This is a genomic window from Sideroxyarcus sp. TK5, assembly GCF_054601595.1.
On the sequence record NZ_BAAHSJ010000003.1, the window covers coordinates 355,057 to 381,001 of the forward strand.

Consider the following 25,945-nt stretch of genomic DNA (forward strand, 5'->3'; position numbering starts at 1 on the left):
TTCACTCGCCCCACTTCGCTATCAAGTTCTGCTCCACCCCCAAGTGATCCAGTATCCGCGCCACCACGAAGTCGACCATCGCTTGCACGCTCTGTGGATGATGATAGAAGCCCGGATTGGGTGGCATGATGACCGCACCCGCATGTGACAGCTTGAGCATGTTCTCCAGATGGATGGCGGAGAATGGCATTTCCCTCGGTGCGAGTATCAGCGTGCGCTTTTCCTTCAGCATCACATCGGCCGCGCGGCAGATCAGGTCGTCGCTGATACCTCCGGCGATCTTGCCCAGCGTGCCCATGGTGCAGGGGCAGACCACCATGCCGTCGCCGGGGTTGGAGCCGGAGGCCATGGGGGCGTACCAGTCCTGGATGCCGAACACTTTGAGTTCACCACTGAAACTGCCGAAGCGCTCTTTGAACAGATGCTCCGCATCCTGCGGGCGGCCGGGCAGGGTGAAGTCCAGTTCCTGCTTGGCGACGATCTGCGCCGCCTGCGAGTAAACAAGATGCACGCGTTGCCCGCCCTGCAGCAGACATTCGAGCAGGCGCATGCCGTAGGGCAAGCCGGAAGCACCGGTGAAGGCGAGCGTGATGGTCTTCATGACTTGATTTCCGGAACATGACTGTCGTCATTATCCATGAATCTCGCCGCGACCAATCCGTTCACGGTACCGAATACCAACGCGGCAGTGGCGAAGATGGGAATGAGGTAGGCGATGCCGCTGTGCGGGATGAGCCACAGATAGACCACAGCCATCTGCCCGGTGATGTGGGCGAGCGAGGCGAGTACGCTGTGCGTGACCGGGCCGAACATCCGTTGTGGCAAGCGGACGGAGAGCGCGAGCATGCCCAGACTGCATAGCGCACCGCTCAAACTCAGGAAGAATCCCGGCGCAAGGAAATTCCCGAACAGCAGGCTGCCGGCGACCACGCGCAGCAACGACACCCACACCGCTGCGCGCCAGCCGAAACGGGCCAGTACGATGAGCGTGATGATATTGGCCAGCCCCGGTTTGACACCGGGCAATGGCGATGGGATGGCGTTCTCCAGCACGGTCAGGCCGAGTGCGACCGCTGCCATCCTGGCGAGGTGGTGATCCTCGGCGGTGGTGCTCAGTTTAATAGTTGAGGCTGTCATATTTTTTCTGCCCGCCCGTCAGTTCCACGCTGACCTCGTTCGGCAGGCATATCGCGATCTCTCCGGACTGTTCCAGCCAGCCCTGTCGCACGCAATACTGCCTTGGGCTGGGGTCGCTGCTGATGCGCGCTTTGCCTTTTTCGATGGTGATGATGCTGGTGCCGAGCGGGCCGGGCACCTCGATGCGCTGGTCGCGCGAGAGCGGGACCGAGCTGAATATCTTGCCGCCGCTACGGATGACGGCGGTGTCGGCGAGGCCGCCGTTCCACACCTTGCCGGAGAGCAGGATGATGCACAGCCCGCCTGCCAGCAGGGTGAGCCAGTCGCCCGGTCTCAGGTCGCGCAGGAAGGGGCGGTGCAACTCATGAGAGTTCACGGTGGCGCACCAACACCTGTTGCTGTGACTGGAAGTGCCTGGCCAAACGCTCGGACAGATAGACCGAACGGTGCTGCCCGCCGGTGCAGCCGATGGCGACGGTCAGGTAGCTGCGGTTGTCGGCGATGTAGTTGGGCAACCAGTCTTCCACGAAACGGCGGATGTCGTCGTACATCTTGTCGACCATAGCCGTGTTCTGCAGGAAATCGATCACCGGCGCATCGCGTCCGGTCAACGGGCGCAGCACCGGATCGTAGTGCGGATTGGGCAGGCAGCGCACGTCGAATACCAGATCGGCATCCAGCGGGATGCCGTGCTTGAAGCCGAACGACTGGAACAGCAAAGTGAGGCGCGCGCGGTCGAGCACGATGAACTGTTTGACCCACGCGCGCAGGGCATTGGCACCCAGTTCGCTGGTGTCGATACGGTGTCCGATGCTGGCGATCTCGGTGAGCAACTCGCGTTCGTATGCCACGCATTCCGGCAACGTGCGCACGCCATCGTTCAGCGGATGCAGGCGGCGCGTCTCGGAGAAACGTTTTACCAGCGTGTCGGTCTGCGCATCGAGGAACAGCAGATGCACATCCACCCTCTGCGATTTGAGCGCGTCGATGTGCTGCGGCAGGGAGTGCACACTGCCGCCGCTGCGCACGTCGACGCTGACACCGACGCGGGTGTTGCCGGTTTCGCGCAGGTTCTGGATCAGTGCGGGCAGCAGTTCCGCGGGCAGGTTGTCCACGCAATAGAAGCCGGAATCCTCCAGGGTCTTGAGGGCGACGCTCTTGCCCGAGCCGGAAAGGCCGCTGATCAGGATAAGCTGCATGGCTCAGTCTCCCGAGAGTTGCTGTTCCTGCCGCGCGATGAATTCCTGCATGGTGTCGATGCCGCGCTGCTGCAAAACGAAGTTGCGTGCGGCGGCTTCGACCAGCACGGCGAGGTTGCGGCCAGCCAGCACCGGTATCTCGACCTTGCTGATGGTGACGCCGAGGATGTCTTCCTTGCCGGATTGCGGCAGACGGTCCAGCTTGCTCAGGTCGTCGTGCGGCGGACGATACAGATGCACGATGAGTTTCAGGCTCTTCTTGCGGCGCACGGCCGTCTCGCCGAACATGGTGCGGATGTTCAGGATACCCAGCCCGCGCACCTCCAGCAGGTCGCGCAGCAGATCCGGGCAGCGACCTTCCAGTGCCTCGGGCGAGATGCGGAACAGGTCGACGATATCGTCCGCGACCAAGCCGTTGCCCCGCGTGATGAGCTCCAGTGCCAGCTCGCTCTTGCCGACTCCGCTGTCGCCGGTGATCATCACGCCGACACCCAGCACGTCCAGGAACACGCCGTGGCGCGAAGCGGAATCGGCCAGCGCCTTGACCATGTAGTGGCGCACCATCCACATCAGGTGGACGCTGCCCAGCGGCGAATGGAACAGCGGCGTCTCGGTGCGGTTGGCGAAATCGATCAGCCCCTTAGGGATCTCGGTCTCGCCGGCGACGATCAGGCAGGAGGGTTTTTGCCGGTCAAGGGCTGCGAGCGACGTTGCCAGATCGGCGGGAGAGAGATCATGCAGATAGTCCAGTTCGGTATTGCTCAACACCTGGATCCAGTTCGGGTGCACCAGGTTCAGGTGGCCGATCAGTCCCCAGTTGGAGGCGTTGACGGTCTCGCTGTCGAGCGTGCGCTCGGAGCCGTCACCGGCGACCCAGGTGAGCCCGAGGCGCTCCTGTTTGTCGCGGAACAACTGCCTGATATTGACCTGGGCCACGGCGGATCAGGGGTTCCAGTCGTTGAACAGCTGATGCATCTCGGTCGGGTCGTCGGTCGCTTCCAGACGATCACGGAAGGCCTGTTCGCTGAACATCTGGGCCAGTTCGCCCAGTATCTGCAAGTGCAGGTCGGTAGCGCGCTCCGGCACCAGCAGCACGAAGATGAATTTCACCGGCTGGCCGTCCGGTGCATCGAACGGGATGGGTGTCTTCATCTTGACGAAGGCGGCCGCCGCATCGCGCAGACCCTTGACGCGACCATGCGGGATCGCCACTCCCTGTCCCAGTCCGGTGGAGCCGAGCTTCTCGCGCGCGAACAAGCTGTCGAACACCTGGCTGCGCGCGATGCCCAGCGTGTTCTCGAACAGGATGCCCACGTGCTCGAAGACGCGTTTCTTGCTGGAGGATTCGCTGTCCAGCATCACGCAGTCGGGGGCCAATATCTTGCTGATTAGACTCATGCTGATTCACCAAATTGAAACGAGGCAGCGTGTGTCGCTGCCTCGTCCGGTTTACTCTGCTGCCTGATGTTTGCCCGAATCGTCGTGGCGACGTGCTTCGAACTTCTCCTTGTGCTTCAGCACCTGGCGATCCAGTGAATCGATCAGGGCGTCGATGGCGACGTACAGGTTGCTGTCCTCGGACTCGGCAAACAGCGTCTTGCCGCTGATGTTGAGTGTGGCTTCTGCCTTCTGCTGCAGCTTTTCGACGGAAAGGATGACGTTCACGTCGATCACATTGTCGAAATGGCGTTTGACCTTGTCCAGTTTGCCGATCACATGTTCGCGGATCGCGGGAGTGATCTCCATGTGGCGTCCTGTGAGATTGAGGTTCATGGCCTGCTCCTTTATGGTTAGAGTGATTTACGAAGGTTGACCGGGAGGATGTTCATGGATTCCCGGTATTTTGCCACGGTACGGCGGGCGACGATAATGCCCTGCTGTGCCAGGATTTCAGACATGCGGCTATCGGACAGGGGTTGGCGAGTATCTTCCTCGCTAACCATCTGTTTGATAAGGGCACGGATGGCGGTGGAAGAACAAGCCCCCCCCGCATCGGTGGCCAGACCGCTGCCAAAGAAATACTTGAATTCGTAGATGCCGCGCGGGGTGAGCATGAACTTCTGTGTGGTCACGCGCGAGATGGTGGATTCGTGCAGTTCGAGCTGCTCGGCGATCTCGCGCAGCACCAGCGGCCGCATGGCGATGTCGCCGTGCTCGAAGAACTGGCGCTGACGCTGCGCGATGGCCTGTGCCACGCGCAGGATGGTCTCGAAACGCTGCTGCAGGTTCTTGATGAACCAGCGCGCTTCCTGCAACTGCGTCGCCATGCCCTGCGCGCTGGCATCGCCGCGCTGCTGCAGGATGTTGGCATAGACCTGGTTGATACGCAGGCGCGGCATGGCTTCAGGATTGAGGCGTGCCTTCCAGATACCGCCGACCTTCTCCACCAGCACATCTGGCACCACATAGTCGGCCGCACGATGCTCGAATGCCATACCGGGTTTGGGTTGCAGATGCACGATCAGATCCTGCGCGGTGCGCAAGGCATCATCATCGCAACGCAACAGACGTTTCAGCCTGGAAAAGTCGCGTGCGGCCAGCAAGTCCAGATGTTCGCCCACGATGCGCAAGGCCATATCCCGTCCCGGCACGTCTTCGGGGATCGCCTGAAGCTGCAGCGTCAGGCATTCGCGCAGGTCGCGCGCGCCGATGCCGGGCGCATCCAGATGCTGCAACTGCACCAGCGCGGTCTCCAGATCGTCCAGCGTGATATCCAGCTCCTCCGGGAAGATCTCCACGATCTCTTCCAGGGGTTGGGCCAGGTAGGCGTTCTCGTCCAGTGCGTCGATGAGCAGGCCGATGATCTTCTTGTCGCGTTCGTCCAGCAGGCTCATGTTCAGCTGCCAAAGCAGATGCTCGCGCAGGTTGGGACGATCGGAAGCGACTTCCTGATAACCGTCATCCTCGTCATCCGGGCTGCTGTTTGCCGCATGGCTGAAGTTCTGTTCACCCCACTCCGGCGTCTCGTCGTTGGCCGGGCTCTCGGTGGCCGAGCTTTCCGTGCGTTCAGTCACCTGCGTGCCAGTGTCATTACTGCCGCTGTAGGTCTGGTTGGCGGTGTCGTCTATCCGTTCCAGCAACGGGTTCTCGTCCAGCAGGCGCGCGGCTTCCTGATTGATCTCCAATGTGGAGAGCTGCAACAGCTTGATCGCTTGCTGCAACTGCGGTGTGAGCAGGAGCTGTTGGGATTGACGGAGTTGGAGAGCGGGTTTCATCTTGGGTGTCTGGTGAGGGGCGGCGCTTCTTATAGCTTGAAGTTCTCGCCCAGATACACCTTCCTCACGCCCTCATTATAGATGATTTCCTCCGGCGTGCCTTCCGCCATCACCGAGCCGGCATTGATGATGTAGGCGCGGTCGCAGATGCCCAGCGTCTCGCGCACGTTGTGGTCGGTGATCAGCACGCCGATATCGCGCTCCTTGAGGAAGCGGATGATCTTCTGGATGTCCAGCACGGCGATGGGGTCGACGCCGGCGAAGGGCTCGTCCAGCAGGATGAAGCGCGGGTCGGTGGCCAGCGCGCGCGCGATCTCGACGCGCCGCCGCTCGCCGCCGGAGAGGCTGATCGCCGGGTTGTTGCGGATGTGGGTGATGTGCAGGTCGTTCAGCAGCGCTTCGAGACGCTGCGACTGCTCTTCCGGGGAATAATCATGCAGCTCGAGCACCGCCTCGATGTTCTGGCTGACGGTCATGCGGCGGAAGATGGAAGCCTCCTGCGGCAGATAGGCAAGACCCAGCCGTGCGCGCCTGTGGATGGGCAGATGGGTGACCTTTTCGCCGTCTATGGTGATCTCTCCGCCGTCGGCGGCGACCAGGCCGACGATCATGTAGAAGGTGGTGGTCTTGCCCGCGCCGTTCGGGCCCAGCAGACCGACCACCTCGCCGCTGCTGACATGCAGCGAGGCATCCTGCACCACGGTACGGGCACGGTAGGTCTTCTTCAGGGATTCGGTACGGAGTTCGCTCATGTCAGTGTCTTTGCGAGGCAGGGGTGGACAGGTTCTCGCTGGGTTGTATGGTCAGTGTGCTTGCCGGGGCGGATGCAGCCGGGGATTTGTCCCGCTTGGGTTGTATCACGGCGCGCACCCGGTCGTTGCCGGTCTTTTGTGAAGCTTCATCGCCGCGCGCGCTGAACACTTCCGTCTTGGTGCTGTAGGTGATGTGCGCCCCCTGGACTTCGTCCTGTCCGCGCTTGACGCGGGCGCGGTCGTAAAAGTCCACGGTCTCGGCACGGGTGTCGTATTCGATCCTTTCGCCGTAGCCTTCCGCATACTCCTCGCTGCCCTCATAGCGCTGGCGGAATTTGGCCGGATGCCCGATGGCGGTGAGGTGTTGATAGCCGTCCTTGTCCTCGCGAACATCTATGCGGTCTGCCTGAATGTTCAAAGTTCCCTGTATCAACTGGACACGGCCTTCAAAGCTCTTGAATTGGCGCGCGTCGTCTATCAGTACCTGATTGGCCTCCAGATGCACGGGTTTGTCGCGGTCTGCCTGTTCCGCCATGACGCTTGGGGCGCAGAGCAGGAAAGGGATGAGCAGCAGCTGCTTAGTCGTTCTTTTCATGGACGGCTCGGACTTGTTGCAGGAATCTCACGGTACGTGCCCCGTTGTCCAGCTCCATGCCGACGGCATGGATGGTGTTGTAACGGTCGAACATCAACACCGGGAAATTCGTCTCCGCCCAGCCATCGTCCGGCAGTACGCGCAGATATTCGGTATTGAAGTGCTGGTCCTGTGCCGGCGATCTCCCCGGTCTGAATATGTGGACATCCTCATGCAGCTTTACCTCTTCGCCTTTGCTGCTGAGCATGCCGCTTTGCGCGTCGATCCGGGTGGGGGCATGGTCCTTGAAGAAGCTGGTCAGGCTGGGGGTTTTCATGTGGGTCGTGTCATCATCCGGGTAGTGCCACATCTTTTCCGTGAGCAGTGTGAAGCGGGGCTGCCCTTCCGTGTTCAGCGCGGTCGAGCGCAACCCGTAGACCACGAAATCGACATCGTGGCGCTGGGCACCGGTGGCCGGCTCCACGGGCTGGACTTGCAGGTTCAGCCAGTAACTGCCGAGCAGCAGCGCCAGGACGGGCAGCAGTGGCAGCCAGACACGCAAGCGATTGACGAAAGAGAGCTGGCTCATCGATCCAGGAAGGGCGCGAGTTGTGCCTCGAGCGTGCCCTGTGCCGACATGACCAGTTCGCAGATCTCGCGCACGGCACCGTGGCCGCCGGCACGCTGGCTCACATAATCGGCGCGGTCACGCACGCATTGCGGCGCATCGGGGACACTGAACGACACGCCGACGTTGCGCATCACCGGCAGGTCGATCACGTCGTCGCCCATGAACGCGGCTGCTGCGGGGGGTATCCTCAAGTCTGCCAGCAGAGACTGCATGGCGGCATATTTGTCCTCCACACCCTGATAGAGCCGGGTGATGCCCAGATTCTTCGCGCGCAGCTCGACACAGCGCGAGGTCCGCCCGGTGATGATGGCTAGCTCCACGCCGCTGGCCTTGAGCATCTTCATGCCGTGCCCGTCGAGTGAGTTGAAGCGTTTGAACTCCTCGCCGGAATCGGAAAGGAAAAGCCCGCCGTCGGTCAGCACGCCATCCACATCGAAGGCGATCAGGCGCAGCGGTTTGATTCGGTCTGTCAGTGACATCAGATGACTTTCGCTTTCAGCAGGTCGTGCATGTTCAGCGCGCCCAGTACTTTCTTGTTCGCATCGACCACCAGCAACTGGGTGATGTTGTACTGCTCCATCATCTGCACCGCTTCAACGGCGAGCGCGTCGGGGCCGACCGTGCGCGGCGTCTTCGACATCACCGCGCTGACCGGGGTGGTGTTGAAATCCAGCTTCTTTTCCAGTGTTCGGCGCAGATCGCCGTCGGTATAGATGCCCAGCAGCTTATGGTTTTTATCGACGATGCCGGTCATGCCCAGACCCTTGCGGGAGATCTCCAGCACCGCCTGAGCCAGTGTCGCGTCTTCCGGCACCATGGGGATGCTGGCATGGCTGTGCATGATGTCGCGCACATGGGTGAGCAGGCGTCGCCCCAGACTGCCGCCGGGGTGGGAGCGGGCGAAATCCGCTTCGCCAAAGCCCTTGGCATCCAGCAGTGCGACAGCCAGCGCATCGCCCAGTGCGAGGGCTGCCGTGGTGCTGGCGGTCGGGGCCAGTCCCATGGGACAGGCCTCCTGCGCCACCGCGCCGTTCAGGTGTACATCCGCCTCCAGCGCAAGACTGGACTTGGGATTGCCGGTCAGGCTGATGAGCTTCGCCCCCTGGCGCTTCAGCACCGGGACGATGGTCAGCAACTCCTCGCTCTCGCCCGAGTAGGAGATGCCGATGAACACATCATCCTGCGTCACCATGCCGAGGTCGCCGTGGCTGGCCTCACCCGGATGGACGAAATAGGCCGGTGTGCCGGTGCTGGAGAAGGTGGCCGCGATCTTGCGTGCGATATGCCCGGACTTGCCCATGCCGCTCACGATCACCCTGCCTTTGCAGGCGAGGATCAGATTGATGGCATCGAGGAAGTTCGAGTCGACCCGGTCAGCCAGCGCTTTGAGGGCATCGGCTTCTATGGTCAGTACGCGGCGCGCGAGTTCGAGCGCGTGCGGGGCGGCGGGAGTCGGTTTGTTCATGGCGCGAATTATAGGTGAACAACCCAGTCGTGTCTTTGCCGCTATCCAGGCCGAGAACGATTTTGAAACTTGCAAAAGTTAGGGCATCATCAGCCGCATGAACGATTCGTTGCAACTCCTGCTCATTCTGCTCGCCGTCGCCGTGCTGGTGGTGGTGCTGTTCCGCTCGCTGCACCTGCCTGCCATGCTGGGCTATCTCATCGTCGGCGTGCTGATCGGCCCGCATGCGCTGGGCTGGATCCCCGATGCGCCGGAGACGCGCCATCTCGCCGAATTCGGCGTGGTGTTCCTGATGTTCAGCATCGGTCTGGAATTCAGCCTTGCCCGCTTGCGCGCCATGCAGCGGCTGGTGTTCGGCCTGGGCACTGCGCAGGTGGTCGCCACCATGTTGCTGGTCATGCTTACGTCGCTGTTCTTCGATCTGGGCTGGGCGGCGGGGCTGGCGCTGGGCGGCATCATGGCCATGTCCTCCACGGCCATCGTCAGCAAGATGCTGGTGGAACGTGCCGAGCTGAACACGCCGCACGGCCAGAAGATCATGGGCGTGCTGCTGTTCCAGGATCTGGCCGTGGTGCCGCTCATCATCCTGATACCGGCGCTGGCGTCGCAGGATGGCAATCTCTCGTCCACGCTGGCCTACGCGGCATTGAAGGCGATCCTGGTGCTGACCGCGTTGCTCACTTTCGGCCAGCGTTTGTTGCGGCCATGGTTCCATCTGGTCGCGCGCCAGAAATCTTCCGAACTGTTCATGCTGAACGTGCTGTTGTTCACCCTCGGTCTGGCCTGGGTCACCGAACTGAGCGGCCTGTCCATGGCGCTGGGTGCCTTCGTCGCGGGCATGCTGATCTCTGAGACGGAATACCGCTACCAGGTGGAAGAGGACATCAAACCGTTCCGTGATGTGCTGCTCGGTCTGTTCTTCGTCACCATCGGCATGATGCTGGACATGCAGGCGCTGATCGACGGCTGGGCGTGGATACTGTTGCTGTTGCTGATCCTGGTACCGTTCAAGGCATTGGTGGTGGCACTGCTGGTGCGTGCGTTCTCCGGGGACTGGGGCCCTGCCTTGCGTACCGGCCTCGGGCTGGCACAGGCGGGCGAATTCGGTTTCGTGCTGCTGACCCTTACCGGCGGTGCCAATCTCCTGCCGCATGACGTGATGCAGAACGTGCTGGCGGCCATGCTGGTCTCCATGATGATCGCACCGTTCCTGATCCAGCATGCCGAGGCCATCGTGCGCCGCATCTCACCGGAAGAATGGATGAACAGCGCCATGCAGATGCACCAGATCGCCGTCCAGAGCATGAGCACCAACCGGCATGTGATCATCTGCGGGTACGGGCGCAGCGGGCAGGCGCTGGCTGCGTTCCTGAAGAATGAAAAGGTGAATTTCATCGCGCTCGACCTCGATTCACGCCGTGTGCATGAAGCCAGCGCATCGGGTGAGCGCGTCGTGTACGGCGATGCCGCCAAGCATGAGGTGTTGCAGGCGGCGGGGTTGATGCGCGCCAAGGCGCTGGTCATCACATACGACGACAAGCACTCCGCGCTCAGGATATTGCGCCACATCCAGCAGGATCGTCCTGATATGCCGGTCATCGTGCGCACGTCCGATGACAGCAATGTAGAGGTGCTCAAGAAAGCCGGCGCAACTGAAGTGGTGGCAGAAGTGCTGGAGGGCAGCGTCATGCTTGCCTCGCAGGCCTTGTTGATGGCCGGCATCCCGCTCAGCCGCGTGGTGCGCCGCGTGCAGGAGGCGCGCGCGAAGCGCTACAGCATGTTCAGTGGCTATCTGCGCACGCCGCGCGATGAGATCGGTGAAGAGACGGACAGCATCCAGCCGCGTTTCCAGAGCGTCATGCTGCAAGAGCAGGACAGGGCGGTCGGCATGCGGCTGGGGGATCTGAAATTTTCGGAGCTCAACATCGAAGTCAACGGCGTGCGCCGCCACAACCTGTTAGGGAGCGAGCCTTCAGACGATATGTTGTTGCGCGCGGGCGATGTGCTGATGTTGCTGGGGCAGACCATGATGCTGGAGGCTGCCGAGAAAAGACTGCGGCAAGGTTGATGCTGGGCCAGCGGATATTCAGACGCTCAGACAGGCCAGATAGAAATCGCGCTCGATGATGTTCCTCGACGGGATCGGGTCGCCGCCAGTGTTCGCGTGAGAGACCAGCATCGCCCCTTTGGTCGTAAAGCCGTCATCCAGCATCATGTCCAATTGCTTGACCAAGCGTCCCGAGATGTTGTCCGAACAGATGATGTAACCACCGCTCATGCCGTTAATGGGCGCATTGCTGATGTCGGCGACCCCCAGACTCCCCCCTGATGTGTTGAGCGGCACATAACCGCTCGCTTCGGCGTTCGTTATCCCCTGCAAGAACCCCGCCAGTCGGACATGCTGCCAGAGGAAGAAAGATTCGCTCAGATAGGTGTTCAGATCGCCTTCGATGTGCTGATTGCCGTTGCCGTCGTGAATGGAAGAAGCGCTCGGTGCAAGGTTCGCCGAGGCGGAAGGGTCGTCACCCGGCAATGCGCGAAAACGATCCTGATAACCGAACAGCGCCACCTGGATATCGCGGAAGTCGTTGGCGAGGCTCTTGGCCCGTGAATTCTCCACCATCTCCCGCCCTTTGATCGTCAGTGTGATGAGCAGGCCGACGATCGCCATGGTGATGGCGATCTCGATCAAAGTGAAGCCGGATTGTTTGCGTTGCATGACTCTGATGCACCTCGGTGATGAATGACATGAACTCTTTAGCAGCAACCATGCCAGCAATAGGGGCGTGCGGTTGCAGGACTGAAGCAGCAAGTGCTTCAGTTGTTGTGTTAGAGGCGACGCGATGTCGACGATGGGCGACGAAAAATGGCCAAGGAAGGGGCGTAAAAAAGCCCGCCGATTAGGGCGGGCTTTTTTGCGCGACTTCTATAGGTGTGAGGCGATTAGAATCCCATGCATACATTGTATGGGGAGTCATCTCCTATGTTTGCAGTTGCAGTTGCCGCAGAAGTTCCGCTGGCTGCGGTCATCATGGAGCCGGCAGCAGTATTCCCGTCATCCATCGCGATATCAAGTTGCTTTGCGAATTTCCCGGGAACGCTGGCGGAGCAGACTATGTAGCTACCACGTAAGCCGACAATTGGATTGTTGGCTGAGCTATTGGTGACGCCGATAGACCCGCCGATGGTGTTGGTGGGAATGTAGGCGTTATCAGTGGTGGTGGTGGTGCCCGGTGCGATCCCTGCCAAGCGGATATGTTGCCAGAACTGGAACGACTCGCCGGATGAGGCATCCCATGCGCCGCCAATGACACCATTGCCGTCTCCGTTTGTGATGGTCACGGTAACGCCGGAAACTGCCAAGTGGGTGTCCGCTGCTTTGTCGTCGCCAGGAAGGGCACGGTATTTATCCTGATAGGCATATATGTAAATGGGAACGTTCTTGAAGTCCGTCGCCAGATTCTTCACCTTGGCGCTATTGATCAGCTCTTGACCTTTCAGCACGCCGCCGAGCAACAGGCCGATGATCACCAGCACGATGGCGATTTCGATTAGAGTAAAGCCGGATTGCTTTTGCTTCATTGTGTTTCCTCCAGTGGGTGATAGTCGGTTTCTGGATGCGCTAGACTGCTGCGTATCCGAACCCTGGTAGCAATCGCTACCGCCTGCATGACTGAATAATGCAAATTGCATGCCAGTGCTGGGTGATTCGCGATCCGGTGTGCTTTATAAATAAAAATCAATCAATTGGCAAATATATTCTGCTCATTGAGTGAGCGATGGAGTTGGTGTTGATAAATACTGTCGAGCAATCGACGCCATGGTGACGAGATGACGACATTGAATCCTGCGCAATGGGTGCGCTCCAGCCGTTGGCTATCGCTGCTCATGCTGGTATCGCTGCACACCACCTTTTGGCTGGGCATAGACCATATGCTGGCGCGCCCGCTGTTGCTGGCGCACCTGGGCTTGTTCCTCGTCTGGCAGCCATTGTGGCGCAGTGAGACACGCTTGAGTTGGGGTAACTCGCTGTTCATCCTCGGTGTGAGTCTGGCTGCGCTGGCATGGCTGAACTGGTGGATATTGGCTTTCTGGGTCGGCGGGTTGTTTGCTTTGGTGGGCGCGCGCGCCTTCTCTTTCTATGCGCGCTGGCAGCGTATCTATCATCTGCTGGTCATGGCGTATCTGCTGGCTTTGCTGCTGTTGCATATCGCGCCTCACTTGTTCACCTTGCCCGCCTTCGATGAGGTGACGCGCAATCTGATGAATGTGGCGTTGCCCTTGATGCTGGCAGTGATGGCGGTCATCCCGGTCGAGCGCGAGAAGCCGGATGCGGTGCAGGCCATCGATTTCTTCTATGTACTGCTCTTGTTCACCTTGCTGACGGTGCTGGTGCTGGGCACGCTGGCGTTCATGACCTTGAATCAGGTCGGGTATCTGGATGCGTTGCTGCGTACCTTGTTCCTGATCGCGGTCGCTTTATTCGTCCTCGGGGCGCTTTGGCATACCGAGTTCGGTCCGTTCGGGCTTCAGAGCAGTTTTTCTCGCTATGTGCTTTCCATTGGCACGCCATTGGAAGTGTGGCTAAAGCAATTGGCCGCAGATGCGCAGCGTGATCTCGGCCCGGGCGAATTCCTGGAAAGTGCGACCGAGCACATGATCGAGATGCCCTGGGTCACCGGCATGTCCTGGGTATCGGCCGAAGGGCACGGGACGCTTGGCAATGCCAGTCCGCACCGGGTCGAGTTGGTCGATGAAGATCTGGCGATCACTCTGTTCACCAGGCAGGCTGTCGCGCCGACCGTGCTATTGCATATGCGGCTATTGGTGCAGGTGCTGGGTTATTTCTACCAAGCCAAGCGGCGCGAACAGCGGCTGCGCGAAATGACACGCCAGCAGGCCATCTATGAGACGGGTGCGCGACTGACGCATGACCTAAAGAATATGCTGCAATCGTTGTTCGCACTGGCATCCATCGCGCAGAGCGAGCCAACAAAGGCGCAACCCATCCTGCAGCAGCAATTGCCAGTGCTGTCGCAGCGCATCGAAACCTTGCTGGGGAAGCTCAAGGCACCAGCCCCGGAGGCAGAGTCTCGGGAAGTCGAGCTGCTGGCTTGGTGGGATGAATTATGTCGGCGCTATGCACACCGCGGCATCGAGTGGAAGTTGGAGGGGGCAAGCGTGAGGGCGGTGGGGATGATACCAGCCGCCATGTTCGACTGCGTGGCAGACAACCTGATCGAGAACGCCCTGAACAAGCGTCTGCGCGAGCCGGGATTGCATGTCCGCGTCAGTCTGGATGCCGGGTCGCGCTCGCTGCGCGTGAGCGACGACGGCAGTGCGATACCGGCGGGATATGCGCAAAAGCTGTTGCGGACCGTGGTGTCCTCGGAAGATGGATTGGGCGTCGGCTTGTATCAAGCATCAAGATGGGCCAGGCAGAACCGGTACAAAATGCAGCTGCGAGAGAATACGGCGGGCCAAGTGACCTTTGAGCTTTCGCCCGATACGTAAGGGCATACAACGGGGTGTTGCAATATTGCAACACGACGCAACAAAGCTTTGACACTCCCTTCACGTTTTCTTTATTGTGCGTCCCCATGGTTGCGGGGTAGAAGCCCCCGGCCATCAAAAGGGTAATTTCCAAATCAACGAGGAGAAATATCAATGAAGAAAGTCGCTCTCTCTCTGGCTGGCGTTCTGGCTGCTGCAGCCTTCGCACCGGAAGCAGCTGCCGTTCCGGCATTCGCACGTCAAACCGGCATGGCCTGCTCTGCTTGCCACGCACAACACTTCCCCGTTCTGAGTGGTTTCGGTCGCGCCTTCAAGGCTGACGGCTTCACCATGATGGGCGCACAAGAGAAGATCGAAGGCGATCACCTGTCCATCCCCGCTACGCTGAACGCAGGTATCCTGCTGAAGGCGCAATATCGCATGACCGGTGGCGCAACCAAGGTGTATAACAACGCTGCAGGCGACCTGATCACAACCAACGACGGCAAGTGGATGGTTCCGGACGAGTTCGGTCTGTTCTTCGGCGGTCGTCTGGGTGAGTCTGAGCACCTGAAGGTCGGCACCATGATCGAGCACAGCATGGATGACCTCGTTGGTTTCCGTATTCCGATGGTTACGGATATGGGTGGCATGAAGCTGTCCGTGATCCCGTTCCTGACTGACGCTCTGGGTCCGTTCTATGGCTACACCGAGTCCAGCACAGGTCTGAACCGCGCCGTGCGTTGGAACGAACACCACGCTGATATCTCTGCTCACCGTTACGTTGGTGTGGCAACTGGTGCAGCTTCCGGTCTGACCTTCCTGGGCAAGGCTGACATGGGTTACGTTTCTCTGACTCGTTGGACACCGAATTTCCCGATGACTGACGCAGCTCTGTCGCTGAACATGCTGCACGTGGGCGCTACGCCGAACATCGCAGGTTGGGATACTGTGATCACTGCTGAATTCATCTCGGGAACTACCAAGACTGCCGATGCGACAGTTGGTACCTTCGTTGATGGTAATGAGTACAAGGCAACTGGCTTGAGCGCACAGGCTCATGGTCAATTGGCTGACATGGAAGCAGGTTTCTATGCGACTTATGCCAACACACCTAAGTCTACTGCTACCAAAGCTAACGCATACAACGCCAGCACAACTGATGACAAGAAGGCATTCACAGTTGGCGCAGACGTGACCGTGATCCCGCACACCCTGCATCTGGGCGCGGCCTACCGTAACGGTAAGGCTTCTGGTAAAACAGACAATGCTCTGACTCTGGCTGCAACTTATGACATCCTCCAGAATCTGGCTTTGCAGATCACTCACAGCACCTACAGCGGCACCAAGTACGATACTGCGCAAGCCAACGGCACGCGTCAGACATCGTTCCTGCTGGAAACCGCTTGGTAAGTTTGAGCTGACGTAAGGATTCCGGTTCGCCGGGATCCAAACCAGGCACAAGCACCAATGAAACAGGGGAGACTTCGGTCTCCCCTGTTTTTTTGTGCCAAGAATTGTGTATACCTCAAATCGACCGCGTGCTGCGACTCTGGCTGGTTAGCGAGAGATGGTTAGGTGAACTTCAGCTGTTGAACAGTGGTGTCATCAACTAGCAAAGCATTGGCCTGTGTATCCCAATCCCCCAGCACCCAGCGTTCGCAGGTGTGATTATCCAAATGATGCAGGTGTTTCGCCGGACGGTGGGTGTGGCCGTGTATGAGGCGCGGATAGCCGTGGTGGCGTAGCAGTGCGTATACAGCTTCGTTGCTTGCGTCCATGATGTCCATGGCTTTCTCGCGCTTTGATCGTTCGCTTTGCGTGCGCAGTTGTTCTATCTGCGCTTTACGCTGCTTCAATGGTTGCGAGAGGAATTGAGATCGCCATTCCGAACTGCGTACTGTAGATCGGAATTGTTGGTAAGCACTATCTCCTGTACACAGGATGTCGCCGTGGGTCAGGAGGGTGGGCTGTCCGTAAAGGTCTATGAGCGTCGGATCGGGCAGCAGTTGCGCTTTGCAGGCGGCGGCGAGTGCTTCTTCCATCAGGAAGTCGCGGTTGCCATGCATGATGAAGATATGTGTTCGTCCTGCGGCAAGATTGGAGAGCGCTCCACATATCTGGCGATGGAAGGGGGCGTCCAGATCGTCGTCGCCGGCCCAGTATTCAAACAGGTCGCCTAGTATGTATAGCGATTCGGCCTTGGGGGCGACATCCTGAACGAACCGCAGGAAAAACTCTGCAGTGTGCGGATGCGACTCGCTCAGGTGCAGGTCGGAAATGAAGAGGGTGTGAGGCATTTCAGGATACGGGATTCAGGAGGGGCACGATGGTCTCACTGTATCCCGTATCCTGAAACCTTATTGAACGACTTCCGCCTTGATGATGACGACGTCTTCCTTCGGCACGTCCTGGTGGAAACCGCTGCTGCCGGTCTTGACCTTGGCGATGGCATCAACGACGTCCATGCCTTCGACCACTTTGCCGAACACGCAATAGCCCCAGCCGTCCTGGCCGGGATAGTCGAGGAAGCCGTTGTCGCGCACGTTGATGAAGAACTGGGCGCTGGCGGAATGCGGGTCGCCGGTGCGCGCCATGGCGATGGTGTATTTGTCGTTCTTCAGGCCGTTGGCGGCTTCGTTCTTGATCGGGTCGTTGGTCTTCTTCTGCTTCATACCGGGCTCGAAGCCGCCGCCCTGGATCATGAAGTTGGGGATGACGCGATGGAAGATCACGTTGGTGTAGAAACCGGCGTTCACATAATCAAGGAAGTTCTTTGTGGTGCTCGGCGCTTTTTCTGCGTCCAGTTGCAGGGTGATGGTGCCGTGGTTGGTTTCGAGTTTGACCATTTTCAATTTTCCTTTGGTTGGTGATGCGGCTTGTGCGGGCAGGATGCAAAGTCCGGCCAGCAAGAATGCGAGAGTGATGCGTACGAGTTCCATGGTCAGGCGGCTCCTTCATAGACGATCTGCCAGCGACCATCGCGCTTCTGCCAGTACTGGCGCTTGTGCATGCGGTTGCTGAGGTTGTTGCTGTCGTAATGCTGCTCGAAGTCCACCACGACCAGATCCTGCTGGGTGGGATAGGGGAAGAGGCTCAGGTTCTCGATCTTCACCTTGATCCAGTCTTTGCCGCTGTTGACCAGCCGCTTATGCGCGGCGAAGTCGCTGAGCGTGGTGATGCCGGCGTTGAAATCATCTGCGTAGTGCGACAGGTAGCGCTCGGTGTCGCGGCTTTCCCAGTCGCTGCGCCACTGTTCGATCGAGCGCATCAAGGCTGCGCGCTCCTTATCGTCGGACTCGCCCTGCCAATCGATGCCGTGGGTGATGATGACCGGCGTGGTACCGACCTGGATGTCTCGTCCCAGCCGGTCCAGATCGGCATTCGACAGCACGACACAGCCGTTGCTGGCGCGCGGCGGACGGCTATAGGTGTCCGAGGGCGTGCCATGCAGCCAGATGCCGTGACCGTTGCGGCCCTGACGCTTGTCCCATTCGTTCGGGTAACTGATCGGATAGGCACCGGAGCCGTACAGGTCGGCCAGTTTCTGGCGGGGAATGTAGCTGTCCACGAAATAGACGCCGAGCGGAGTCCTCTGGTCGCCTTCGACGACTTTGTCAGGCCCTTTTTTGCCCATGCTGATGTAGAAGTCGGTCACATAGCGCGGCTCTCCCGCCACGTTCTCATAAAGATAGAGCGTGGATTTGCTGGTATCGACCACCACCACGTGACGCTGCTTGGGATTGAGCTTCCAGAGATAACGCGGTACGGCCACAGGGTGCTGTTGTTGCGCGCGGTGCAGACGCACTTGTGCCTCTTCCCGCAGATCTTGGACCAGGTCGCGCGGGGCGTTGGGCGCATCGCCGAAATCGCTGATGGAACGGGATCGGGCCAGCAGGAGGTCGCCTTTCACCAGTTGGGCGAGTTTGAAATTCGGGTTGATCCTGAGCAGCGAATCGACCTCGTTCAGCGCGACATCCAGACGATTTTCACCGACGGCCTGCAAGCTTCTGGCCAACTGTTGCTCCAAGTCGCGCGAGTCGGGCTCCGCTTGGGCTGTGAGCACGAAGCAGGGCAGTAGCAACAGAAGGGGTTTGAACCGGGTATTCATCTATCAGTTGTCGCTGCGCTCTTCGGTGATCTGCCAGCCGGAAGATGTCTTGAGCCAGCTCAGGGTCTTGTTGTTCACGCTCTTGAAGTGGCTGGCGTTGTAAGTCTGGAGGAAGCTGATGCTGGCGTGACTGCCGTCGATGATCTCGACCTTGACGTTATCGATCACGACCTTGATCGATTTCGGCTTGCTGATGCGATCCTGGCGAAGATCTTCCCACGCCTTGCGAGTCTCTCCATTGGGTGTCTTGAATTCCGGGGCATAAAAAGCAAGATAGCGTTTCACATTCTTGGCAGACCAGGCCGCTGCCCAATCGCGCGTCGCTTGCATGACCTCGGCGCGGACATCAGGTGCGGGGGGCGTCACAGGCTTGGCGGCAGGGGCAGGTGCGGCCTTGACGGCTGGTGCCACGGCCACGACCGGTGCTGCCGTGACAGCCGGCTTCGCAACTGGTTCGACTGGTGCCGCTTTGGGTTGGGCCGGTGCGGCTGCCGCAGCAACAACAACGGGTTGCGCGGGAGCGGCCGGCTGTGCTGTGGCGGTGGCCGTCAGTGCGGGGGTGGCAGGCGCAGCGTTTTGCGAGCCCTTGCCGAACAGGTCGCGGATCAGGGCGAGCTTGGTCTTGGTCCCTGCATTGTTCTTGTCCAGTTGCAGTGCGCGGTCATAGGCCTGACTGGCCATCTTGGCGTAGATGTCGCCCAGATTCTCGTGTGCGGTGGCATAGCTCGGGTGGGTGCGGATCGCCATCTCCAGTGCGACTTTTGCTTTCTCATACTGCCCCAGCCCGGCGTACAGCACGGCGAGGTTGTTATAGGGCTCCGGCAATTCCGGATAGTCGTTGGTCAATTCGGTGAAGATGGCGATGGCACCCAAGGCGTCGCCCTGCTCGTTGACGATGAGTCCTTTGAGGAAGCGGGCCTGCGCATCCTTGGGCTTGTTCGCCAGATAGCCGTTGACCTTGTCCAGGGCTTGCGTCAGCTGTCCTTGTTTGAAGAGCTTGTTGGCATCCTGGATCTCGTCGGCATGGCTGCCGAGGCTGAATGCCAGCATCATGCATAGTGCGACAGCGGTTGTGAGTCGTTTCAATGTATCCATTTTGGTCTTGTTCTTGAGTGGGTTATGTTGCCGGCCGAGTGCGCCAAACGCACGCGATTCTACCAAAGAAGCGAGGCGCATACACTGATTGCCTGCGGGGGGAAGTGTGGAGCGGGCATTCGCCGGTTTCGGGTAGAATCACGCACCTTCATAGCAACGCGATATTGGCACCGACATGAGCAGCGACACATCCGCCCCGACACCCGTTTCCAATTTCATCCGCACGATCATCGACGGCGACCTGGCTTCCGGCAAACACACGAGCATCGTCACCCGTTTCCCGCCCGAGCCGAACGGCTACCTGCACGTCGGCCATGCCAAATCCATCTGCCTGAACTTCGGTTTGGCGAAGGACTATAACGGTCTATGCAACCTGCGCTTCGACGACACCAACCCGGAGAAGGAGAGCGAGGAATACGCGCAATCCATCCAGGACGACGTGCGCTGGCTGGGCTTCCAGTGGAACGGTGAAGTGCGCTGGGCGTCGGACTATTTCGATGCGCTGTACGACTACGCGGTGGAGCTGATCAACAAGGGACTCGCCTATGTGGACGACCTGACGCCGGAGCAGATGCGCGAATATCGCGGCACGCTGAAAGAGCCGGGCAAGAACAGCCCGAACCGCGACCGCCCGGTGGCCGAGAACCTCGACCTGTTCACGCGCATGAAGAACGGCGAATTCGCCGACGGCGCGATGGTGCTGCGCGCCAGGATCGACATGGCCTCGCCCAACATCAACATGCGCGACCCCGTCATCTATCGCATCCGCCGCGCGCACCACATCCGCACCGGCGACAAGTGGTGCATCTACCCGATGTACGACTACACCCACTGCATCTCCGACGCGCTGGAAGGCATCACCCATTCCATCTGCACGCTGGAGTTCGAGGATCACCGCCCGCTGTACGACTGGGTGCTGGACAACATCACCATCCCCTGCCATCCGCGCCAGTACGAGTTTTCGCGCCTGGAGCTGCACTACACCATCACCAGCAAGCGCAAGCTGCTGCAACTGGTGAACGAGAAGAAGGTGAGCGGCTGGGACGACCCGCGCATGCCCACCATCAGCGGCATGCGCCGCCGCGGCTACACGCCCGAAGGCATCCGCGAGTTCGCCAAACGCATCGGCGTCTCCAAGAGCGAGAACATCGTAGACATGGCGGTGATGGAAGGCGCGATCCGCGAAGACCTGGAAGCCCGCGCCCCGCGCGTGATGGCGATCATCAACCCGCTCAAGGTCACGATCACCAATGCCGAGGGTGCGCAGACGCGCGAAGCGGATTTCCACCCCAACCAGCCCGAACTGGGCAAACGCGTCGTGCCGTTCTCGAAGGATTTGTTGATCGAGGCTGACGATTTCGCCGAAGTGCCGCCGCCGGGATGGAAGCGCCTCACCCTCGGCGGCGAGATCCGCCTGCGCCACAGCTATGTGATGCGCTGCGACGAGGCGGTGAAGGATGCTTCTGGGAAAATTATCGAGCTCAAGTGCAGCATCGACCACGACACGCTGGGCAAGAACCCGGAAGGGCGCAAGGTGAAGGGCGTCATCCACTTCCTGTCGCGCGAACATGCACTGCCTGCCGAGATCCGCCTGTACGACCGATTGTTCACCGTGCCCGAGCCGGATGGCGACAAGGACGTGGATTTCCTCACCCACCTCAACCCGCATTCGCTGGAAGTGGTGCAAGGCTGGGTCGAAGCCTGCGTGAAAGACGCCGCGCCGGAAACGCGCTACCAGTTCGAGCGCCTTGGCTACTTCGTCACCGACCGCCGCGAGCACCAGCCGGGCGGCAAGCTGGTGTTCAACCGCACGGTGACTTTGAGGGATTCCTGGGCGAAGGAGCAGGGGTAGCCGTCATACCGGCGAAGGCCGGTATCCAGCGGATTTAATCAAAAATGCTTTGGTTTTGTCCGTGCTTCGCACGGGCTGTTTAATCAACTGGATACCGGCCTGCGCCGGTATGACGAAAAAACCGAAGGCGATGCGATGAATAAGTTGCCGTGTGTTTATTTGCTCGCCAGCAAACGCAACGGCACTTTGTATATCGGAGTCACCTCCGATCTGGTCAAACGGATATGGGAACACAAGAATCACGTGGTTGATGGCTTCACCAAGCAGTACGGTGTAGAACAATTGGTCTGGTACGAAGTGCATGAAACCATGGAGTCCGCTATCCAGCGCGAGAAGACGTTAAAAGAATGGCAGCGGGCATGGAAGTTGAAATTGATCGAAGAGAATAATCCCGACTGGAAGGATTTGTACGACTCGATATGTTAGGCGTGATGTCGGCAGCGAGTCGTCATACCGGCGAAGGCCGGTATCCAGTTAGAAAATGACTCTCCGCAACGCGGAGACAATACCAACTGCACATTGAATAACTCCGCTGGATTCCGGCCTGCGCCGGTATGACGGCACAGGAAGAGAAATGCTGAAGATCTACAACACCCTCGCCCGCGACAAGCAGGAATTCAAGCCTATCGAACCCAACAAGGTCCGCATGTACGTGTGCGGCATGACGGTGTACGACTACTGCCACCTCGGCCACGCCCGCGTGATGGTGGTGTTCGATATGGTGCAGCGTTGGCTAAAGGCTTCAGGCTACGACGTCACCTACGTACGCAACATCACCGACATCGACGACAAGATCATCAAACGCGCGGCGGAGAACAAGGAATCCATCCACGCGCTGACCCAGCGCTTCATCGACGCCATGCACGAAGATGCCGATGCGCTCGGCGTGCAGCGCCCCGACCATGAGCCGCGCGCCACCCAGTTCGTGCCGCAGATGCTGTCCATGATCGAGCAACTGGAAAATAACGGCCTTGCCTACAAGGCGGCGGATGGCGACGTGAACTACGCCGTGCGCAAGTTCGACGGCTACGGCAAGCTCTCCGGCAAATCGCTGGAAGACCTGCGTGCCGGTGAGCGCGTGGAGGTTGCTTCCGACAAGAACGACCCGCTGGACTTCGTTCTGTGGAAGCACGCCAAGGACAGCGAAGCGGACGAGGTGAAGTGGGATTCGAAGTGGGGCAAGGGCCGCCCCGGCTGGCATATCGAATGTTCCGCGATGGGCTCCGAATTGCTCGGCAAGCATTTCGACATCCACGGCGGCGGTGCCGACTTGCAGTTCCCGCATCACGAGAACGAGATCGCACAGAGCGAAGGCGCGCATGGTTGCCGGTACGTGAACTACTGGATGCACAACGGCTTCGTGCGTGTGGACAACGAGAAGATGTCCAAGAGCCTGGGCAACTTCTTCACCATCCGCGAGGTGCTGAAGAAATACGACGCCGAAGTGGTGCGCTTCTTCATCCTGCGCGCGCACTATCGCAGCCCGTTGAACTATTCCGATCATCATCTGGACGATGCCAAGGGCGCGCTGACGCGACTCTATACCGCTTTGAAGTCGGTGCCCGTTGGTGCGGGTGCGGTGGACTGGAACGAGGCGCACGCCCAACGCTTCAAAGCCGCGATGGACGACGACCTCAACACCCCCGAAGCCATTGCCGTGCTGTTCGACCTCGCCAACGAAGTGAACCGCAACCAGTCAGCGCAGACAGCGGCGCAACTCAAAGCATTGGGCGGAGTGCTCGGTCTGTTGGAGCGCGATGCGCAGGCATTCCTGCAAGGCGGGGCTGGTGAGGGCGGAATGGACGATGCGGCGATCGATGCTCAGATCGAGGCCCGCATCGCCGCCAAGAAGGCCAAAGACTTCGCCGAAGCGGACCGTATCCGGAAAGCGTTGTTGGAAGCGGGCATCGTGCTGGAAGATACGGCCCAGGGAACAAGTTGGCGCAGAGCTTAAGGTAGCTTGCCTGCGCTCACCATTCGATTCAGCAGAACCTGGTTCGATATCCACACCATCAGGTCATCAAACTCACCATTTGCAGAGGATGTGGCAGTAGGCGTATGACTGACGAAAAATCTGTCACCATCCAGATTTTCGCTTTCGTCTGCCCCGCCACCTCCGTTTGCCCCGTTTTTCCCGGTAGAGAAGATAACGACGGGAACGCCTGGATCGGCAGTCAAAGCCTCGCCGGAAGCGCAGGCACTGCCTGTAATGCCGGTGGCTGTATTGCAGACTAGCAGGTTGGGACTGAGTGACGAAAGCCCAACCGTGGCCAAACCGTCAGCCGAGGTATACACATCGGTGACGGTACTGTCCCATGACGTGACGACATAGCGAATGGGATTATCCCAAGCATCAAGTACCAGTCCTTGTTCGTTGAGCGAATTCATTCCAAGAGTCGCCCCCGGCACGTACCCGTCGTTAAAGTTTGTGCAAGCACCCCCGGTAGAGGGGTTCTCCAGTCCATTGCTGCTGGATGTGGCGGGGCAGGGCAAGCGCCCCTTGATGATGGCAAAACCTATCAAAGCCTGCTGAATCTCATTGAGTTGATTCCTGGTTTCAGCTGATCGACGCTGTTCGAGTTGACCGGAGATGGTAGGCACCAACCCTGCGAGCAGAAGTGTCACGATGGCCAGCACCATGGCCATTTCGACCAGTGTAAAACCACTGAGAGTTGAAGGGCGATAGGTACGGGAGGTAGCTCGAATCATGGGCAATTGTTCTTTCCATCGATACACAATGCCAAATCATTGACAGTGCTGTAGCTGGTGTCAGTCGGGCGGTACGTTTCAAATGTGGTCGTGGTTGGGGGGCTTGTCTTGCCTGTTTTATTGGCTCCCTCGAGGAAATTCGAAAGGGTGGAAGTGACGCTGCGATCTTGTCCGGACATGGACTTTGAAGCGGCAACCACGACCGCATGGTAACTGCCAGATCCGGCATTGGTATGGCCAGTGCCACTGATGCTTAGGCAGGTCGATCCGGTGGTGCAGCTACCCGCCGCGCCGGGCTGGTAACCATCAGCGATTTGAATGAACAGCAAGTCGCGCCATGCTGGCCATGATGCCGATGTGACAAGGTCATTGCAGGAGCTGATGCTGGTCCAGCTGCTAGGCATCGAACTATCCGTACCTCCGCTGCCAGTACAGCCATTGAACTCGCTGATCGCATCTGCCAGCCTGTCTTCGAAGGTTGGAATGCTGCTGTAGCATGGATCGGAACATTGATCTTTTATGTAATAGCCAAGTGAGGAGCGGATCGCATCGCCGACGGGCAAGTTGTAAGGAGAGTCCTTAACCAGATCCCACAGGTTATCTCCTGCATCTTGCAAGTTGTTGCGTGTCGTTGACGAAGGGCTGTTCTTGTAGTTGGTCAGAGCAGTACTCACTTGATTGATGTAACTGTTCAAGGTTGAGATTTGCGCCGAGCTGAGCGTGGTCAAGTTGCTTCCGCTGGCCGGGCAGGATCCCCCTCCTGCGGTGCCGGTATTGGGTGAGTCAGGAAAGCGGCCGAAACGTACATCCAGCGTCCCGGTACGATTGGGCGAGGCTGTTGTGTCACTTAGTTGTACAGCCCACGGGTATTTGTGATCGGGGTTGGAGGCATCGGCCGCATAATCGTCGAGGCACTTCTTGGCCTGCCGGGCGATGCGCTTCTGGATGGCGTTCCATAAGTCCTGGCGGGTGATGAACAGGATCTGGTCGTTGGTCTCCAGTGTCACGTTGCCATTGCTGTCACGGTGTTCGTGCGGAAGGATGAACTTGCCTTGTGTTCCGTCGGCGTTGTTCACGCCGTGGGCCGTGTCATTCTCTAGATAGGCTGCCGCCGTGTAGTTGCCGCCACATGTCGGGGCTGAGCTGCCCGCACGATCGCTGTTGCCGCTTAACGGTTTGCCAGGAGCTATGATCGCAGCGACTACTTCATTCGCTTCGATGGTATTGCCGTTATCGGCATAGATCGTGAGATCGCCGGTATTGTCCCAATTCATTGTGGTGGATGAAGCTGGGTTGTTCTTGTATTTTCCTGAAACTGCATACCAAAGGCATTCGCCGGATCCATCAAAAAGAGCTGGGAGATCAAGTGTACGCCAAGGCAGGCGACCGAGCTGATGCACACCAGAGCTCCCGCAACTTCCCGGGCTGCTTCCCTCTCCGTTGCTACCGCTTAAGTCAGGGCACGGGAGGTAGCCGTGAGCTGCGGTATGGGTGTCGCCGTAGGTCAATGCATAGCCGATCAGCGCTTCCTTTGCCCTGGCCAAGGATTCGGCGCTGGAATGGTTGCGGCGGTTCTGAATGGCCGTGCTGCTAAGTGATGTGATGAATACGGTCGTGATACCCATCACCAGTATGACCAGCATGACCAGCAGGGCACCGCCATGCTGAAGTTTTCTGCCGGAGGTCTGCGATTGATGGGAAGGCATCGCGCG

27 protein-coding genes are annotated in these 25,945 nt (G+C 59.3%); 6 read left to right on the top strand and 21 right to left on the bottom strand.

The features are described 5' to 3' along the window. Position 1: 1 nt before the first annotated feature. Genes ACYPYQ_RS07580 through ACYPYQ_RS07640 form a run of 13 tightly spaced genes read right to left on the bottom strand, consistent with a single transcriptional unit; the run spans position 2 to position 8,973 of the window. A complete protein-coding gene (locus ACYPYQ_RS07580; protein ID WP_459722273.1) occupies positions 2-601 on the bottom strand; it encodes a flavin prenyltransferase UbiX in 600 nt (199 codons plus the stop codon). Beyond that, entirely contained in the window at positions 598-1,137 is a 540-nt protein-coding gene (locus ACYPYQ_RS07585) for a Gx transporter family protein (RefSeq protein ID WP_459722276.1), read from the bottom strand. The genes ACYPYQ_RS07580 and ACYPYQ_RS07585 overlap by 4 nt, the downstream gene beginning before the upstream one ends. Continuing rightward, a complete protein-coding gene (locus ACYPYQ_RS07590; protein ID WP_459722279.1) occupies positions 1,118-1,513 on the bottom strand; it encodes a NusG domain II-containing protein in 396 nt (131 codons plus the stop codon). The genes ACYPYQ_RS07585 and ACYPYQ_RS07590 overlap by 20 nt, the downstream gene beginning before the upstream one ends. Continuing rightward, the gene (rapZ, locus tag ACYPYQ_RS07595; protein ID WP_459722282.1) at positions 1,500-2,336 is read right to left on the bottom strand and encodes an RNase adapter RapZ; all 837 of its coding nucleotides are present in this window, start codon (positions 2,334-2,336) and stop codon (positions 1,500-1,502) included. The genes ACYPYQ_RS07590 and rapZ overlap by 14 nt, the downstream gene beginning before the upstream one ends. A 3-nt stretch (positions 2,337-2,339) precedes the next feature. Beyond that, on the bottom strand, positions 2,340-3,272 hold the full coding sequence (gene hprK / locus ACYPYQ_RS07600; protein WP_459722284.1) for an HPr(Ser) kinase/phosphatase: 933 nt from the start codon (positions 3,270-3,272) through the stop codon (positions 2,340-2,342). Positions 3,273-3,278: 6 nt separating this feature from the next. After that, positions 3,279-3,734, bottom strand: coding sequence for a PTS IIA-like nitrogen regulatory protein PtsN (gene ptsN / locus ACYPYQ_RS07605; RefSeq protein ID WP_459722287.1), 456 nt, complete (start codon positions 3,732-3,734; stop codon positions 3,279-3,281). Between the two features lie 51 nt (positions 3,735-3,785). Continuing rightward, positions 3,786-4,109, bottom strand: a complete 324-nt coding sequence (gene hpf, locus ACYPYQ_RS07610; RefSeq protein WP_459722290.1) for a ribosome hibernation-promoting factor, HPF/YfiA family — start codon at positions 4,107-4,109, stop codon at positions 3,786-3,788. 17 nt (positions 4,110-4,126) lie between these two features. Beyond that, positions 4,127-5,551 (bottom strand): RNA polymerase factor sigma-54, encoded by a 1,425-nt coding sequence (locus tag ACYPYQ_RS07615; protein WP_459722294.1) that lies wholly within the window; start codon positions 5,549-5,551, stop codon positions 4,127-4,129. Positions 5,552-5,580: 29 nt separating this feature from the next. Further along, positions 5,581-6,303: an LPS export ABC transporter ATP-binding protein gene (lptB, locus tag ACYPYQ_RS07620; protein WP_459722297.1), complete on the bottom strand. Its 723-nt coding sequence runs from the start codon at positions 6,301-6,303 to the stop codon at positions 5,581-5,583. 1 nt (position 6,304) lies between these two features. Continuing rightward, entirely contained in the window at positions 6,305-6,898 is a 594-nt protein-coding gene (lptA, locus tag ACYPYQ_RS07625; RefSeq protein WP_459722299.1) for a lipopolysaccharide transport periplasmic protein LptA, read from the bottom strand. Then, on the bottom strand, positions 6,882-7,466 hold the full coding sequence (gene lptC / locus ACYPYQ_RS07630) for an LPS export ABC transporter periplasmic protein LptC (protein WP_459722302.1): 585 nt from the start codon (positions 7,464-7,466) through the stop codon (positions 6,882-6,884). The genes lptA and lptC overlap by 17 nt, the downstream gene beginning before the upstream one ends. Continuing rightward, positions 7,463-7,987, bottom strand: coding sequence for a KdsC family phosphatase (locus tag ACYPYQ_RS07635; protein ID WP_459722305.1), 525 nt, complete (start codon positions 7,985-7,987; stop codon positions 7,463-7,465). The genes lptC and ACYPYQ_RS07635 overlap by 4 nt, the downstream gene beginning before the upstream one ends. Beyond that, positions 7,987-8,973, bottom strand: coding sequence for a KpsF/GutQ family sugar-phosphate isomerase (locus ACYPYQ_RS07640; RefSeq protein ID WP_459722308.1), 987 nt, complete (start codon positions 8,971-8,973; stop codon positions 7,987-7,989). Before ACYPYQ_RS07640 ends, ACYPYQ_RS07635 begins: the two co-directional genes overlap by 1 nt. A gap of 97 nt (positions 8,974-9,070) precedes the next feature. Between ACYPYQ_RS07640 and ACYPYQ_RS07645 the strand changes: the two genes are divergently transcribed. After that, the gene (locus ACYPYQ_RS07645; protein WP_459722312.1) at positions 9,071-11,041 is read left to right on the top strand and encodes a monovalent cation:proton antiporter-2 (CPA2) family protein; all 1,971 of its coding nucleotides are present in this window, start codon (positions 9,071-9,073) and stop codon (positions 11,039-11,041) included. 18 nt (positions 11,042-11,059) lie between these two features. On the opposite strand, the gene ACYPYQ_RS07650 is transcribed toward ACYPYQ_RS07645, so the two are convergent. Next, positions 11,060-11,692, bottom strand: coding sequence for a type II secretion system protein (locus ACYPYQ_RS07650; protein ID WP_459722314.1), 633 nt, complete (start codon positions 11,690-11,692; stop codon positions 11,060-11,062). Between the two features lie 224 nt (positions 11,693-11,916). Continuing rightward, positions 11,917-12,555, bottom strand: coding sequence for a prepilin-type N-terminal cleavage/methylation domain-containing protein (locus ACYPYQ_RS07655; protein WP_459722317.1), 639 nt, complete (start codon positions 12,553-12,555; stop codon positions 11,917-11,919). A gap of 249 nt (positions 12,556-12,804) precedes the next feature. Here ACYPYQ_RS07655 and ACYPYQ_RS07660 point away from each other — a divergent pair, with 249 nt between their 5' ends. Beyond that, positions 12,805-14,487 (top strand): sensor histidine kinase, encoded by a 1,683-nt coding sequence (locus tag ACYPYQ_RS07660; RefSeq protein WP_459722320.1) that lies wholly within the window; start codon positions 12,805-12,807, stop codon positions 14,485-14,487. A gap of 153 nt (positions 14,488-14,640) precedes the next feature. Next, positions 14,641-15,879 carry a hypothetical protein gene (locus tag ACYPYQ_RS07665; RefSeq protein ID WP_459722323.1) on the top strand — a complete coding sequence of 413 codons (1,239 nt, stop codon included), beginning with the start codon at positions 14,641-14,643 and terminating at the stop codon, positions 15,877-15,879. 161 nt (positions 15,880-16,040) lie between these two features. Here ACYPYQ_RS07665 and ACYPYQ_RS07670 read toward each other — a convergent pair whose 3' ends face one another. The 4 genes from ACYPYQ_RS07670 to ACYPYQ_RS07685 all read right to left on the bottom strand — a co-directional run bounded on the left by ACYPYQ_RS07670 (position 16,041) and on the right by ACYPYQ_RS07685 (position 19,672). Next, positions 16,041-16,766 carry a UDP-2,3-diacylglucosamine diphosphatase gene (locus tag ACYPYQ_RS07670; RefSeq protein ID WP_459722325.1) on the bottom strand — a complete coding sequence of 242 codons (726 nt, stop codon included), beginning with the start codon at positions 16,764-16,766 and terminating at the stop codon, positions 16,041-16,043. Positions 16,767-16,826: 60 nt separating this feature from the next. Then, positions 16,827-17,315: a peptidylprolyl isomerase gene (locus ACYPYQ_RS07675; protein ID WP_459722328.1), complete on the bottom strand. Its 489-nt coding sequence runs from the start codon at positions 17,313-17,315 to the stop codon at positions 16,827-16,829. 95 nt (positions 17,316-17,410) lie between these two features. Beyond that, positions 17,411-18,484, bottom strand: coding sequence for a L,D-transpeptidase family protein (locus tag ACYPYQ_RS07680; protein ID WP_459722331.1), 1,074 nt, complete (start codon positions 18,482-18,484; stop codon positions 17,411-17,413). 96 nt (positions 18,485-18,580) lie between these two features. Then, positions 18,581-19,672 carry a L,D-transpeptidase Cds6 family protein gene (locus ACYPYQ_RS07685; protein ID WP_459722334.1) on the bottom strand — a complete coding sequence of 364 codons (1,092 nt, stop codon included), beginning with the start codon at positions 19,670-19,672 and terminating at the stop codon, positions 18,581-18,583. 175 nt (positions 19,673-19,847) lie between these two features. On the opposite strand from ACYPYQ_RS07685, the gene ACYPYQ_RS07690 reads away from it, so the two are divergent. From ACYPYQ_RS07690 to cysS, 3 genes are all read left to right on the top strand, one after another. Next, positions 19,848-21,524 (top strand): glutamine--tRNA ligase/YqeY domain fusion protein, encoded by a 1,677-nt coding sequence (locus ACYPYQ_RS07690; protein WP_459722337.1) that lies wholly within the window; start codon positions 19,848-19,850, stop codon positions 21,522-21,524. 135 nt (positions 21,525-21,659) lie between these two features. Continuing rightward, complete coding sequence (locus ACYPYQ_RS07695) at positions 21,660-21,950, top strand: GIY-YIG nuclease family protein (protein WP_459722340.1); 291 nt, start codon at positions 21,660-21,662, stop codon at positions 21,948-21,950. 148 nt (positions 21,951-22,098) lie between these two features. Continuing rightward, positions 22,099-23,478 (top strand): cysteine--tRNA ligase, encoded by a 1,380-nt coding sequence (gene cysS, locus ACYPYQ_RS07700; protein WP_459722342.1) that lies wholly within the window; start codon positions 22,099-22,101, stop codon positions 23,476-23,478. On the opposite strand, the gene ACYPYQ_RS07705 is transcribed toward cysS, so the two are convergent. Together ACYPYQ_RS07705 and ACYPYQ_RS07710 are read right to left on the bottom strand one after the other, a co-directional pair. Further along, positions 23,475-24,233, bottom strand: coding sequence for a type II secretion system protein (locus tag ACYPYQ_RS07705; protein WP_459722345.1), 759 nt, complete (start codon positions 24,231-24,233; stop codon positions 23,475-23,477). The genes cysS and ACYPYQ_RS07705 overlap by 4 nt on opposite strands. Next, positions 24,230-25,939 (bottom strand): hypothetical protein, encoded by a 1,710-nt coding sequence (locus ACYPYQ_RS07710; RefSeq protein WP_459722347.1) that lies wholly within the window; start codon positions 25,937-25,939, stop codon positions 24,230-24,232. Before ACYPYQ_RS07710 ends, ACYPYQ_RS07705 begins: the two co-directional genes overlap by 4 nt. Between the last annotated feature and the right edge of the window lie 6 nt (positions 25,940-25,945).

Excerpts from the sequence above, each read along its gene's own strand:
- ACYPYQ_RS07580 (WP_459722273.1), bottom strand. The coding sequence starts at position 601 with ATGAAGACCATCACGCTCGCCTTCACCGGTGCTTCCGGCTTGCCCTAC.
- ACYPYQ_RS07585 (WP_459722276.1), bottom strand. The coding sequence starts at position 1,137 with ATGACAGCCTCAACTATTAAACTGAGCACCACCGCCGAGGATCACCAC.
- rapZ (WP_459722282.1), bottom strand. The coding sequence starts at position 2,336 with ATGCAGCTTATCCTGATCAGCGGCCTTTCCGGCTCGGGCAAGAGCGTC.
- ptsN (WP_459722287.1), bottom strand. The coding sequence starts at position 3,734 with ATGAGTCTAATCAGCAAGATATTGGCCCCCGACTGCGTGATGCTGGAC.
- hpf (WP_459722290.1), bottom strand. The coding sequence starts at position 4,109 with ATGAACCTCAATCTCACAGGACGCCACATGGAGATCACTCCCGCGATC.
- ACYPYQ_RS07615 (WP_459722294.1), bottom strand. The coding sequence starts at position 5,551 with ATGAAACCCGCTCTCCAACTCCGTCAATCCCAACAGCTCCTGCTCACA.
- lptB (WP_459722297.1), bottom strand. The coding sequence starts at position 6,303 with ATGAGCGAACTCCGTACCGAATCCCTGAAGAAGACCTACCGTGCCCGT.
- lptA (WP_459722299.1), bottom strand. The coding sequence starts at position 6,898 with ATGAAAAGAACGACTAAGCAGCTGCTGCTCATCCCTTTCCTGCTCTGC.
- lptC (WP_459722302.1), bottom strand. The coding sequence starts at position 7,466 with ATGAGCCAGCTCTCTTTCGTCAATCGCTTGCGTGTCTGGCTGCCACTG.
- ACYPYQ_RS07635 (WP_459722305.1), bottom strand. The coding sequence starts at position 7,987 with ATGTCACTGACAGACCGAATCAAACCGCTGCGCCTGATCGCCTTCGAT.
- ACYPYQ_RS07640 (WP_459722308.1), bottom strand. The coding sequence starts at position 8,973 with ATGAACAAACCGACTCCCGCCGCCCCGCACGCGCTCGAACTCGCGCGC.
- ACYPYQ_RS07645 (WP_459722312.1), top strand. The coding sequence starts at position 9,071 with ATGAACGATTCGTTGCAACTCCTGCTCATTCTGCTCGCCGTCGCCGTG.
- ACYPYQ_RS07650 (WP_459722314.1), bottom strand. The coding sequence starts at position 11,692 with ATGCAACGCAAACAATCCGGCTTCACTTTGATCGAGATCGCCATCACC.
- ACYPYQ_RS07655 (WP_459722317.1), bottom strand. The coding sequence starts at position 12,555 with ATGAAGCAAAAGCAATCCGGCTTTACTCTAATCGAAATCGCCATCGTG.
- ACYPYQ_RS07660 (WP_459722320.1), top strand. The coding sequence starts at position 12,805 with ATGACGACATTGAATCCTGCGCAATGGGTGCGCTCCAGCCGTTGGCTA.
- ACYPYQ_RS07665 (WP_459722323.1), top strand. The coding sequence starts at position 14,641 with ATGAAGAAAGTCGCTCTCTCTCTGGCTGGCGTTCTGGCTGCTGCAGCC.
- ACYPYQ_RS07670 (WP_459722325.1), bottom strand. The coding sequence starts at position 16,766 with ATGCCTCACACCCTCTTCATTTCCGACCTGCACCTGAGCGAGTCGCAT.
- ACYPYQ_RS07675 (WP_459722328.1), bottom strand. The coding sequence starts at position 17,315 with ATGGTCAAACTCGAAACCAACCACGGCACCATCACCCTGCAACTGGAC.
- ACYPYQ_RS07685 (WP_459722334.1), bottom strand. The coding sequence starts at position 19,672 with ATGGATACATTGAAACGACTCACAACCGCTGTCGCACTATGCATGATG.
- ACYPYQ_RS07690 (WP_459722337.1), top strand. The coding sequence starts at position 19,848 with ATGAGCAGCGACACATCCGCCCCGACACCCGTTTCCAATTTCATCCGC.
- ACYPYQ_RS07695 (WP_459722340.1), top strand. The coding sequence starts at position 21,660 with ATGAATAAGTTGCCGTGTGTTTATTTGCTCGCCAGCAAACGCAACGGC.
- cysS (WP_459722342.1), top strand. The coding sequence starts at position 22,099 with ATGCTGAAGATCTACAACACCCTCGCCCGCGACAAGCAGGAATTCAAG.
- ACYPYQ_RS07705 (WP_459722345.1), bottom strand. The coding sequence starts at position 24,233 with ATGATTCGAGCTACCTCCCGTACCTATCGCCCTTCAACTCTCAGTGGT.
- ACYPYQ_RS07710 (WP_459722347.1), bottom strand. The coding sequence starts at position 25,939 with ATGCCTTCCCATCAATCGCAGACCTCCGGCAGAAAACTTCAGCATGGC.